10 protein-coding genes and 1 pseudogene are annotated in these 12,333 nt (G+C 60.4%); 2 read left to right on the forward strand and 9 right to left on the reverse strand.

What is annotated here, in order from left to right; genetic code table 11:
• Positions 1-180 precede the first annotated feature (180 nt).
• The 9 genes and pseudogenes from CFE428DRAFT_RS19935 to CFE428DRAFT_RS19975 form a co-directional block, all read right to left on the reverse strand.
• Positions 181-3,249, reverse strand: a pseudogene (locus CFE428DRAFT_RS19935) (LamG-like jellyroll fold domain-containing protein); the annotation flags it as partial.
• Between the two features lie 36 nt (positions 3,250-3,285).
• Positions 3,286-3,927, reverse strand: a complete 642-nt coding sequence (locus tag CFE428DRAFT_RS19940; protein WP_006981435.1) for a response regulator — start codon at positions 3,925-3,927, stop codon at positions 3,286-3,288.
• Between the two features lie 9 nt (positions 3,928-3,936).
• Positions 3,937-6,030 (reverse strand): sensor histidine kinase, encoded by a 2,094-nt coding sequence (locus CFE428DRAFT_RS19945; RefSeq protein WP_006981436.1) that lies wholly within the window; start codon positions 6,028-6,030, stop codon positions 3,937-3,939.
• Between the two features lie 213 nt (positions 6,031-6,243).
• Positions 6,244-6,831: a hypothetical protein gene (locus tag CFE428DRAFT_RS19950; RefSeq protein WP_131989474.1), complete on the reverse strand. Its 588-nt coding sequence runs from the start codon at positions 6,829-6,831 to the stop codon at positions 6,244-6,246.
• A gap of 38 nt (positions 6,832-6,869) precedes the next feature.
• Positions 6,870-7,646, reverse strand: a complete 777-nt coding sequence (lpxA, locus tag CFE428DRAFT_RS19955) for an acyl-ACP--UDP-N-acetylglucosamine O-acyltransferase (protein WP_006981438.1) — start codon at positions 7,644-7,646, stop codon at positions 6,870-6,872.
• Positions 7,643-8,950, reverse strand: coding sequence for a bifunctional UDP-3-O-[3-hydroxymyristoyl] N-acetylglucosamine deacetylase/3-hydroxyacyl-ACP dehydratase (locus CFE428DRAFT_RS19960; RefSeq protein ID WP_006981439.1), 1,308 nt, complete (start codon positions 8,948-8,950; stop codon positions 7,643-7,645). Before CFE428DRAFT_RS19960 ends, lpxA begins: the two co-directional genes overlap by 4 nt.
• Before the next feature lie 73 nt (positions 8,951-9,023).
• A complete protein-coding gene (locus tag CFE428DRAFT_RS19965; RefSeq protein ID WP_006981440.1) occupies positions 9,024-9,503 on the reverse strand; it encodes a cyclic nucleotide-binding domain-containing protein in 480 nt (159 codons plus the stop codon).
• Positions 9,500-10,162 (reverse strand): ABC transporter ATP-binding protein, encoded by a 663-nt coding sequence (locus tag CFE428DRAFT_RS19970; protein ID WP_006981441.1) that lies wholly within the window; start codon positions 10,160-10,162, stop codon positions 9,500-9,502. The genes CFE428DRAFT_RS19965 and CFE428DRAFT_RS19970 overlap by 4 nt, the downstream gene beginning before the upstream one ends.
• A 90-nt stretch (positions 10,163-10,252) precedes the next feature.
• A complete protein-coding gene (locus CFE428DRAFT_RS19975; RefSeq protein ID WP_006981443.1) occupies positions 10,253-10,465 on the reverse strand; it encodes a hypothetical protein in 213 nt (70 codons plus the stop codon).
• Positions 10,466-10,601: 136 nt separating this feature from the next.
• Between CFE428DRAFT_RS19975 and CFE428DRAFT_RS19980 the strand changes: the two genes are divergently transcribed.
• Both CFE428DRAFT_RS19980 and CFE428DRAFT_RS19985 read left to right on the forward strand, forming a co-directional pair.
• The gene (locus CFE428DRAFT_RS19980; protein ID WP_006981444.1) at positions 10,602-11,399 is read left to right on the forward strand and encodes an RluA family pseudouridine synthase; all 798 of its coding nucleotides are present in this window, start codon (positions 10,602-10,604) and stop codon (positions 11,397-11,399) included.
• Positions 11,400-11,407: 8 nt separating this feature from the next.
• Positions 11,408-12,322 carry an OmpA family protein gene (locus CFE428DRAFT_RS19985; RefSeq protein ID WP_006981445.1) on the forward strand — a complete coding sequence of 305 codons (915 nt, stop codon included), beginning with the start codon at positions 11,408-11,410 and terminating at the stop codon, positions 12,320-12,322.
• Positions 12,323-12,333: the final 11 nt, after the last annotated feature.

A 12,333-nucleotide genomic window follows, 5' to 3' on the forward strand; every position in this document is an offset into this window, starting at 1 on the left:
ACCCGCGGAGCTGAATTGCAGCGCGCCATTCACCCAGCAACTCGAGGTATTCATCCCGGTCAACGTCGCGTTGTGACCGAATCCGGAGGCGTCCCACGCCTTGGTCGATCCCGCGTTGTCATTCAATTTGCAGCGAACCGCCAGCCCGGGGTCTCCCCCGGCGGCAGACGCGATCTCCTTCGGATCCAACGCATAGTTCCACGTTTGGAAATTATCCAGATCACCATCGAACGAGGGCGACCCGAGGGCCAATCCAATCGTCGTGTCGATACTGCCCAAGCTGCTCGAGATCGCTCCAGCCGACTGGAGGACGCCGTTGCGATATTGACTGATGACGCCGTTCTCGCGATCGACCGAAAATGCCATGTGGGTCCACACGCCCGTCCCCAGCGACGTCGTCGTCCACGATGAAGCAGCATTGCCCGCACCATCCCACAGATACATGCCGACGTTCCGGCCTTGATTGGCGCAAATGTACCAGCCTTTTTGCAGCCACCCATTGTTGTTGTTTGAAGCCAGCGGCGGGGTCCCTGTTCCGGTGCTATTGAATTTCACCCAGAAGGCCACCGTGAACGATCCGCCCGGCGATGCGGTTCCGCCCAAGCTGGCGCTGGCCGTACTGCTCGTGCCGTTGAAATCCAGCGCGTTGCCGATCTCGCCACTGACAAAGGACGTATTGGTGAGCGTGGCATTTCTGCCGTTCGTGGTGGAATCGTAGGCGGTCGCCCCGCTGCTCTCGTCGAAAGGATAAGCCGCAACGGGCATGGTGTATGGAATCGGGTCGGTATTTTCCTGCGAGAGCTCCACGCTCATGTCGTCCACATAAACGGGAGTAGTCGTAGTCGAAGTCACGCTGACATAGATATCCGCGGTCGTGCTGCTCGCGCCAGTGATGAACCAGAGATCGTTCATCTCCCAAACGCCACTCCCGGCGGGCACGGTGACCTGCGTCGCGGCGTAGCCATAGTTCTTGATGCCAATGGTGATCACCGCACTCGAAGCGGCGGTCTGTGTGCCGACATACAGCTTATGACGGCGTCCCGGTTGCAGCCCCGTAACATGCTGGGTGACCTGCGAAGTCCCCTGGCCGAACATCAAACTATAAGCTCCCGAGCGGAAACGCCCATCCGTCCACGCGGTGTGCCCCGAAACACTGAATAACGTCACGCTCCCCGTGGTGGTCCAGTTCGGACTGAGATTGCCGCTCTCGAAACTGCCGTCGACGACTTTATTGGGAAAGACCATCGCCGGCATGCTGTAAGTGGGATCGGGAGACGGCGGCGTGGTGAAGTTATTGCCCACCTTGGTCGTCCAATCCGTCCCTCCGTACTCCAGTGCACCCATGTCCGGCGCCGACCCCACGTAGCCGTCCGTGACTCCCGGTATCACCGTGCCTTGATCAATCGCCGGCGACGATGCCTGAAGCTGCGAGGTTCCCGCTACGAACTTGGGATCGGTGTAAAGGTTGTAACCCATGTCCGACTTGCTCCAGGAAAGGCCTTCCGGGGTGGTATTGAACAAATTATTGTAAACGTGCGTTCCCGTCTCGCCGTCCAAGCCGGGGTCAAATGAAGTCAACAAGCCGACCGCCGTATTCCGGACGGTATTGTTGAAGATCATATCGAAGTTTTGCCGGGTATTGAACTGCATGCCCCACCCCGGGACGTTCCAGACGATATTATGATGGACAATCCAGCTGCTGTTCTGGCTGTCCAGATAGAAGCCTTCCACCGGCGCTCCCGAATGACCCAGCGGTCCGGTTGAATCGTGAAAGAGATTGTAACGCACGATCGTATTACCGGCCTCGGAGAAGGTGTAGAAGATCCCGCCGTCGGTGGTGAGCTTCATCGCATTCGCCATGTCGTTGTATTCGACAATGGCGGACCGGCCCGGATTGCCCATCTCTGCGCGACCCGAATTACGGAACGTATTGTGACTAACGAGAATGCGGTTGCCGCCGCCGTTGACCATCGCATCCCACGTCGGGACATAACCCGAATCGTGGAAGTAATTGTTGATGATCTTGATATCGTTGCCTGCCAGCTGGATCAATCCGCGGGAATCCCAGGCCAACTCGCTATTCCGCAGGGTTGTGCCGCTGTAGAGCGTCAATCCGAAGATCGACGAGTTCGTCGCCCCGTGCCCGAGAAACTGCATCGAGAGACCGTTGAACGTCTCATTGGTGGATCCGGAATCCGACTCGATCGTGCAGGCAAAAAAATCGAGGTTCACCAAATTGATGTAGGACCGTCCGCGCAGGTCAAAACCGTAAGAGCGTTGCTTTGCTTCCACGTTCGCCGGCGCGGAGGTGGAATAGAAATACAACCGACTCGTGGTCGTGTCGTAAAACCATTCGCCGGGGCTGTCCATTTCGCCCTTCACCCCCGTGAGGTAATACTCGTTGCCCGCCGCAATCGCGTAGGCGGCATTCGCTCCATTGGGATCGTTCGTGACCATCGTCTTCGACGAGTCGGTGTAACTCGTCACCTTCGGCGAAGCCATGATCCAGCCGTGGCCGGACATGATGTGGACGGTCGCGCCATTCCAATAGCCATTGGCGCGAGCCGGCAGGCTGGTGTCTGTAAACCATCCGTTGGCATTATTCGTGTAACCCGAGGTGACGACATACGACCAGTCCGGCGACGGCTTGATCGCGCTATTCTGCCATGGGAAACCGCTGCCGACATTGGGCCACCGGGCCTCGGGCTTCATGGCGCCACTTTGGAAGACCTGGTTGCCATTCCCCAGCGTGGTGGGCATGGAAGTGTAGTAGACGTTGGTGCTTTCCAGCGTCCATCCCGACATGGCGTTCGTGCCGCTGATCGTGGCGACCTCACCGGTATACGCTTTGAAGGTGATTGGCGCCGCAGCGGTACCGGAAATCGGCATCGTCACGGTCTCACGATACGTGCCGGCACGAATCAAACAGGTGTCCCCTGCCGCCATGGAACTTGCGGCTTTCTGGATCGTTTTCCAAGGCGTGCTAATGTTTTGCGCCTGCGTCGTCGTGTTCGCATCATTCCCGCTCGGCGACACATAGTAGGTGGCCGCGTGACCTGTATCCGTCAGCCCCAGGCATCCCAGGACAAAGACCGGGAGCAGACGGGCAGCACGGAGGTGAAGCGATCGGCGTAGTGACGACAGAGGGCGGAGGGAGGCACGAGAGACGGAGGTGCGTAGGCTCATGGTGGGGTGGTGGTTTGAAAGAAACCGCCGCGGCGGAATTGCCGCTAACGTAGCGCCCATCATGACCGACCATCAGCGGCGGTCTATTATGCGGAAGTATTATACGGAGCCATCCAGATGGATGATGCCGTGGCGCAAAGCCTCCATCACCGCTTGCGAACGATCCAGCACCCCCATCTTCGATAGCAAATGGCTCACATGAATTTTCGCCGTAATCTCGGCGATGCCCAATGCCATGCCGATCTCCTTGTTGCTGCAGCCCCGGGCGAGCAGCCGGATGACTTCGAGTTCCCGCGGCGTCAGCGGCGCACGCTTCTCGTGTTGCAAGAGCGCGGTCTGCACTTCTTGTGGGAGATATTCCTGACCATCGTGGACCGCCCGGATGGCGCGGAGCATCTCCTGCCGTGGCATATTCTTCATCACGTAGGAACGCGCTCCGGCGCTGAGTGCTTGATGAATATCATCGTCTCCCTGGCGGGTGGTGAGCGCGATGATGCGCGCTTCCGGAAATTCGCGGCAGATCGTGCGAATGGCTGCCACTCCATCGAGACGGGGAAGGGAGAGGTCCATCAAGGTGATATCCGGAAGATGCGCGCGGTATTGTTCGATGGCTTCGCCGCCGTCCGCCGCCTCGGCGATCACCGCGATGTCTCCTTCCGGTTTCAAGCAGGCACGCAACCCCATGAGGATGGCGAAATGGTCATCGACCAGCATGACGCGAATTTTTGCGGAGGTCTTCATCGGCGTGGTTTAGTTGACACTGGAAAACGAACCGGCATTACGCAGCACCACCTCCACCACCGATCCCGTCCCCGGCGTGCTCTGCACGGAGAGCCGGCCGCCGATTCGCTCCACGCGTTCCCGCATTCCCATGAGTCCGAAGCGGGCGGTGTTTTGCGAACGCGCCTCCACGTCGAAGCCGCAGCCATCGTCTTCCACGCGCATCGTCAGAGTGTCTCCTTCGTAGCGTAGCGCGATGCTGATTCTCTTCGGCGCGGCGTGACGGACGGCGTTGCTCATTGCTTCCTGGCCGATGCGCAAAAGGTGGTGCTCGATCACTCCCGGCAATCGCCGCACGGGGCCATACTCCTTGCACTCCGGCACCGCGCCACAATGCGCCGCGCTCAACTGGAGGGCTTCCTCCAGCGCCGGCCCAAGGCCGCGCTCGACGAGCGTGCCGGATCGCAGATCCCAGACGGCGTGGTGCATGTCCGCCTGACTGCGCCGCACCTGGCGCACCGCGGCTTCGAAATTCTCGCGGACCATCGGCTCGAGTTCGAGCGCCCGGTCGGTGATGACTTCGAAATGCATGCCGATCGCGGCGAGGTCCTGCTCGACAGTATCGTGCAGTTCGCGGGCGATGCGCTCCCGTTCGTTAAGCGCGGCTTCGGCGCGCAAGCGGTCGGAGATGATCGCCGTTTGCAACCGGACCCGATGCCGCAGCATGGCCACCCAGCACATGGCGCCGACCAACAGGCCCGTAACCACGGCCAGCAACCAAGCCGCGCGCTGCTGGGTCCACCAGTCCGGCGGCTTCACGACATGCACGTCGTCCGGCGATGGAAGCAGGAGTTCGAAAGCAGAGACCGGCCAATCGCCCAACACCGGCCGATGCTCGCCCATCTGCAAGCGGCAGATGCCGGTGAGGGACAGGATGCTATCGTTGGCCAGCGAAGAAACTCCGTCATCGGACGGCGAGAGACGCGCATTGAAGAGAACCTCGCCCGCTTTCATGACCAGCAGTTCCTCTCCCTTTCTCCGCGACTGCTCGACCAACTGCGCCTGTAATCGTACGAGCCTTCGGTCAAGCCGCCCCTCCAGCAACTGGCCGGCGGTGACATCGATCGGCTTGGGGGGCAGCCCCCGGCCGACGCGGCGGAAGATCGCATCCTCGAGGCGTGGAAAGGAATATTCGCTCCACAGCGGGAACCCCAGCACCTCCACGCGGTCGCCCACATGCAGCATACCGGCCTCGCGGCTGAGCACTTCCAAACCACTCGTTTCGTCCTCGATAAAGCACGACTGGCCCGGCTGGTGATAGAGGACGGTGCCACTCACCTTGACGCGCCGATCATGCGTCGAGCCCTGCACAAATTGCATGATCTGGCGGATCGGCTTGGCCGGCGCCGCGTACGGCTCGGCAGAGGGATATTCCTCGCGAACGACATCGTCCAACGTCAACGCACTGAGCCCAACCCCGCAGAGCTGACGCTGCTTGTTGAAAGTGGAACTGCACACGCCGCGGACCCGCACCACGCTATCGATCCACTGCTCCGGATGCTCCGGCGCCAGCCCTTCGATCACCGTGGGCAGCTTTCCGCCACCGGAGGCGATCTGCATGACGAATTGCTGCCGGCCCTGCTGATAAATCGCCCGGACCACACCGCGCACCTCCACACGCTGGCAGGCTTGTTGACCCGACATCAATTGGTCGTAACGCATCGGCTTTGCCTCTGGCAAAGGTGCAAAGCCGGTAACCTCGATGTGCGACGCCATAATGTTGGCCACATAGCCACCGGGGCTGCTCCATCCATCCACCGTGACGATCTGACCGGGACGGGCCTTGAAATCGACAGCGGGCGTGGTCTTCAGACAAGCACACGCGCCCGTTTCATCCTGCAGAACGAACCACGAAAGTTTCGCCCGGCAGTAGGTCACCACCGCGGAGAGATGAATCGGATAGGAATACGCCGCCTGCTCTTCACTCAGAGCGCGGATTTGGCCCACCGTCGTCAAGGTCGGCAAATTTTCCGCCTTCGCCGGCCACATCGGAAACAACAAGACCAGCAGCGTGAATGAAAGGACCATCTGCACGCGGCGAGCAGTGAATGAGGGGGGATTCATTCGAGGGGGCCATCATCCTTGCAAAATGCGCCGCGTTTGCACAAGCGATTCCGTCGTCTCGACCGGCCTCAAAAGCCCTCGGGTTAAAGCAAGGTCATGATCTCAGCAAGCCGGCAGAGACTGAACGAGGAAGCCGCCATACAGCGAAACACCGTGAGTCGTCTTCCAGAATTCGTCGATTCGAGAGGTGCTACTCTCCGCATCCTATACCACCTACACACTGTGCGAAGGGGCCCCGTGAAACTCTTCGGCCGTGATTTGTTCGACGCGCGAGAAGTGCGGGTTTTTCCGGCAGGATTCGATGAAAGTCTGCAGTGCCTCGGGCCGGGACAGCGTGAGACGCAGATATTGCGAGTCTCCGGCTCGCTTGCGCGATGAGCCGAGGATGAAGTCGGCATCAAAATCGGGGAATAGATTAAATTGGTAATAAGCTGCCTGCTCGTCGCGAAAGACGAGCCGCAGATAGTGCTCGCTCGGCTCTGCGAGAGGTTCGCTGGCTTTGGCGCGGCCGCCCCTTCTCGCACCTTCGTGGCTGCGAAAAGCGATCAAATGAGAATGGCTGCCGTCGGGAAGATCGCGAAGAAGCGCCGAAAGCTGCGCCGAAAATTCCGGCGATTGATCATCAATACGCGCGAGTAATTCAAACAACGCCCGGGCAGTGAGACGATTGGCCACCTCGCGAATCCGGGTATCCACATCGAGACCATAGACCTCCCGACGATGCAGAACGATATCAGCAATTTGCTCGGCGGATGGGCAGGACATGCAACCCAGAAGCCCCGGTAGCCAAGGCCAGCTCAAGAGAAAAGAACGGCGCGGGGGCCCCGCTGAGCGCTCTGTTACTTGATAATCCCCCGCGGGCTACTGGTCACGAAGGCGACCAACTGCGTGACTTCCGGCGTTTCCGGCAGGTCGGTGCGGATTTGCTCGACCGCTTGCTGGAGGTTGAGCGCGGAACGGTAGATGAGGCGATACGCTTCCTTGATGGCCCGGTGCGTCTGGTCGGAAAAGCCGTGCCGTTCGAGGGCCACTTTGTTGTAGCTGCGGACCTTGGCGGGGTTGCCGTCGGCGATCATGAACGGCGGCACATCCTGGACGATCTTCGAGCAGCCGCCGGTGAGCGCATAGGCGCCGATGCGACAGAATTGATGGATCGCTGTCAACCCGCCGATGATCGCGTAATCGCCGACCTCGACGTGTCCGGCAAGCGTGCCGTTGTTGGAAAAGATGACGTTGTTCCCGACGATGCAGTCGTGCGCGATATGCGAATAGGCGAGGAAATTGCCGCCGTTGCCGACGCGCGTGACGAGGCCCTTACCCGTGCCACGATGCACGGTGACGAATTCGCGAAAGGTATTGCCGTCGCCAACCGAAAGATAAGTCGGCTCGCCGGCGTATTTCAGGTCCTGCGTTTGCTGGCCGATGGAAGTGAAGGCGTAGAAGCGGTTCCCCTGCCCGATCTTGCTCGGACCATTGAGGCTCACGTGATGCTGCAGCCAGCAATCGGGGCCAAGCTCGACATTCGGCCCGACGACGCAGTACGGCCCGATCTCGCAGCCTTCGCCGATCTGCGCTTCCGGATCGATAACGGCAGTGGGATGAATCCGCGTGCTCACGAATCAACAATGCCAAACATCATCTCTGCCTCCGAGACCACCTCGCCATTCACGAGGCAGCGGCCTCGCGCCTTCATAATCGCGCGCTTCTTCTGCATGAGCTCGACTTCGATGAACAACGTGTCGCCGGGAACGACGGGCTTGCGGAATTTCACCGAGTCCGCGCTCATGAAGTAGCCGATCTTACCGGTCACATTCACATGTTTGAAAAGCAACACACTGCCCGCCTGTGCCATGGCCTCGAGTTGCAGCACGCCAGGCATGATCGGGTGTCCCGGAAAGTGACCTTGGAAGAACGGCTCATTCATCGAGACGGACTTGATGGCCGTGCAGCGGTCTTCGCTGAGTTGCACCACGCGATCGACCATCAGGAATGGATAGCGATGCGGCAGCACCTTCATCACGTCCATCACGTCGAGAATGTCGCCGCCCTTCGGCGTCACCGTCGGCGGCACCATCGCCGCCGTCCGCGCGAGTTGCTTGGACAGGGCGCGCGCCAGATCGGTATTCGCCCCGTGACCGGGTTTGACGGCGATGATGTGGCCTTTGATCGGCCGCCCGATGAGCGCAAGGTCACCGACGATGTCGAGAATCTGTGCCGGGCAAATTCTTCGCAGAAAGCGCATCGGCTCCTTGCTGTGCACGGATTCGCCCTGCACCACCACCGCGTTCTCCAGGCTGCCGCCCTTGATCAGGCCCTTGTCCATCAGCGGCTTCACGTCCTCGTAATAGACAAACGTGCGAGCCGGGGCGATTTCCTTCTCGTAAATCGCGGGCGTGATTTCGGTGGAATAAAATTGGGTGAAGCGGCCATCCGGGCCGACCTGCGTGCAGGAAATACGGAAGGCCGAATCCGGCACGATGGTCATCAGCGAGCCACCCTTGGTCTCGAGGAAGACCGTCTCGGACACGTGAAACTCCGCGCGTTGCGCAGGCTGCTCGACGATGCCGGCTTTCTTGATGAGCTCGACATAGGGCTGCGCGCTGCCATCGCCGATCGGCGGTTCATTGGCGTCCATCTCGATGAGCGCATTGTCCACGCCCATGCCGGAGAGCGCGGAGAGCACGTGCTCGACCGTGTGCACTTTCACGCTGCCTTCCGCGATGGTCGTGGAGCGCTCCACGGTCTTCACGTTTTCAACCTTGGCGTCGATGATGGGTTCGTCCGCGAGATCCTTGCGCTTGAACTTGCGGCCGTGTCCCGGCGGTGCAGGGTGCACAGTGAGGGTCACCTTCTCGCCGGTGTGAAGGGACGAGCCGCTGATGCTGGCGGATTTGGCGAGGGTGGTTTGCAAAGAACTCATGCGGTCGGTGAAAAGAAGGGGGTCGTATATGGACGACAAACTTCCTCCCGACAAGCCCCTTGTGACCGATTATTCAATCCTTGCCTTCCACCGGGAAGAGCAACGAGTCGACGTAGCGCTGGTTGCTCGTGCGCAGGCGGCTGACCAAACTGCGGCCGATGGCGATGAGAAATTTAAAAGCGGCGGTGGGATAGACGCCGGCCAGGGCAGCAATGGAGGCCTGAGTAATCTTGAGCAGCATCCCATTGCCCTGGGCGATGACGTCCGCCGAACGCGGGCCGCTATCCACCAGCGCGATCTCCCCGAAAAAGTCGCCGCTCCGCAGCGTGGCCAGGGCGATATCCCGCGTGCCACGGTGATGCACCACGCGCACTTCGCCATCCACGACGATGTACATGCAGTCGCCGGGCTCATCCTGACGCACCACCACTTCCCCGTCCTTCACGCTCACCTGGTCGAGCAGATCAATGAGTTCCCCAAACTCGAGGGCGGTGAACTCGACGAAAAGAGCATTGTCTTTGAGTTTGCTCCGGATGTCGCTGATGTTGCTCATGGATGGTGGGAGATTTTTCCGTCGCGCAGACGGATGCAGCGCGAGGCTTGACGCGCGATTTCTTCGCTGTGCGTGACGACTAGCATTGTCGTTCGGCGCTGAGAAGAAATCTTTTGCAGCAGCTCCATGATCTGGCCGGCATTGGCCGAATCGAGGTTCCCCGTGGGCTCATCCGCCAGTAAAACCGCCGGGTCGTGGACCAGTGCGCGGGCGATCGCCGTGCGCTGCAACTGCCCTCCGCTAAGCTGGTGCATCCCGTGCTGCGCCCGGTCGCCGAGGCCGACCAATTCGATGATCTCCCCAGCCTTCGCCCGAGCAGCGGGATACGCATCCCCACGCAGCAATAACGGCAGGCAGACGTTCTCCGTGACGGTCATCGTCGGCAGCAAGTGGAAGAACTGGAAGACGATGCCGATCTTCGTCCGGCGATACGCCGTCAATTCCGCGTCGTCCGCTCCGTGCAATGGCAGACCGTCGACGACGATCTCGCCCGAGGTCGCCGTATCGAGGCCGCCGATCAAATGCATGAGCGTGCTCTTGCCACAGCCACTCGGCCCGGTAATGGCCACAAACTCCCCCTCAGCGATTTCGAGCGAGACATCATCCAGCGCCGTGACGGCGGCGGAATAGCGGCGGGTGACGTGGCGGATGTGGATCACGCTTAGCGACTATCTTATTGCCCGGCCAACAACGCTTTAAATCCCGCCTGTTCAAAGTGCCGATCCCCGGTCAGCGCCTCTCCGAGCCCCTCATCCTTCAGTGCCATGGATGTAGTGGTCGTGTTCCGCCGCAAAATCTTCCGGCCCCTCAATGGCTCCTGCGTATTTTTTCATCCAGTCCAACGCATTCTGAGGTTTGGACGCCGCGTCTTCCTCCAATAACGTAACCTCAACACGCGTACCATCCGGCACATGCACGGGAAGTTTGATCGTGCCGTTCTCGACGATGGCGGTGATGCTCATATCAACATCATGCAATGTGATATATCGACCGTCAACGCCAGCGCAGCGTCCGCCAGGGAACGGCTCGTCACATTTATTCGTCACCGAGATTGATGCTGGTGCGTGAAATGCCGACATTCGTCGTGCACCAAACCCTGTGGCCTTCATTCCTCAGCCCAAAGACCCACCTCGCTTTACTGTCATCGACGAAACCGCCGACTGGCTGGTGGTGGACAAGCCGCCATTCATGGAGGCGCATCCCAGCAAGCCGAATGGACGGCCCACACTGTGGGATGGCCTGCGCGGGCTTCTGGCTTACGAAATCGTCAATGGCGGCCAGGTCTCCATCATCAACCGGCTCGATCGCGAGACCAGCGGGCTCACCCTCGTGGCCAAGCATCGCGCGGCGGCCCGTGAGTTGCACCTCCAGATGCAGGGCCGGCGCGTGGAAAAGGAATACCTTGCCCTGGTCTGGGGCTGGCCGGAGCGCGAGACCTTCACTATTGATGCCCCCATCCTGCGCCAGGGCGAGTGCATGCCCTCCCCGATTCACCTGAAGCAAGCCGTCCATCCCGATGGCGCTGCGGCCCGCACCCGATTCCAGGTGGAGTGCACATTCACCCTCGAGACCAGCAACGGCAACCGCTTCGCCCTCGTTCGCGCCTTTCCGGAAACCGGTCGTACGCACCAGATCCGCGTGCACCTGGCCCACGCCGGTCATCCTGTCGTCGGCGACAAAATTTACGGCCCCGATGAGCAATGCTATCTGGAGTTCATTCGCACCGGCTGGACCCCGGAATTGGGCTCCCGCCTCCTCCTTCCCCGCCACGCCTTGCACTCCACCGTCCTGCGCCTCCCGGATGCCGGACTCGCCTGGCGCACCCCCCTCGCCCCGGACCTGATGAGCTGGGCTGGGGAAAATTTGCTCGCTGCCCTTAAAACGAGCATCATATAAGAGGCTCTATGTCACGTTTTGGGAAATGCCAGAACCTATCGGGATGTCTGCTCGCCTATCGTGGTGAGGAGACAGAGGTTGAAAATGGCCAGCCTTTCATTTGTGCCGAATGCGGCAAACCTCTCGTCGAGGTGAAGTCGCCGGCGTCTGTTTGGATGCGCTATGTTTACGGGCTTCTCGCCATTCTCATCCTGGCCGGTGTCGCCTTCGCTTTTTACCCACCGCTCCGCGGAATGATCTCGAAGGGCAAGGGCCACCAGGAGGCGAGCGATCGCCCGGCTTCCACAGACCAACCGTCGTCGACGGACAACACCCCGGCCACCCCCTCTTCCAATTCTTCCTCCACTCCCGCCGGCGAGACGAACAGCACCACGCCATCGACGACGCACGACACGACCTCCTCCGCCCCGGTCGCCGAGCCACCGGCAACCGTCACCTCGCCGCAGCGCATCGAGATGGACCTCTCGCAGCAGGAAAACAAGACAGTCAAGGCCGAGGTACTCACGCGCGTCGACCAGATGCCGAACATCTCCGGCGGGAACAAGGACAAGCTCTACATGGCCGTCGAGAAGGCGCGCAAGATGGGCAAGATCATCACCATCCCCTTTGGTTCCGGCAAAACCGAGCTCACCGCCACGGACATCCAGCAGCTCAAGGCAGAGCTGGAAAAGCCGGAGATCGTCTCCCTGCGTGGCGACCCCACCGCCGTCTTCGTCATTCTCGGCTACGCCGATCCGAAGGGCGATGCGAAGAAAAACATCACCATCTCCGAATCGCGCGCCGATTCCGTGCGCAAGATCATGAAGGACAAATGCGACGTCATCAACGTCATGCACACCGTCGGCATGGGCGGCTCGAAATTGCTCGACGCGCACAATCTCGAGAAGAACCGGATCGTCGAGATTTGGGCAGTGCTTCCATAGTCCTCCCTCGA

The sequence above is a fragment of the Chthoniobacter flavus Ellin428 genome (genome assembly GCF_000173075.1).
GTDB lineage: Bacteria > Verrucomicrobiota > Verrucomicrobiia > Chthoniobacterales > Chthoniobacteraceae > Chthoniobacter > Chthoniobacter flavus.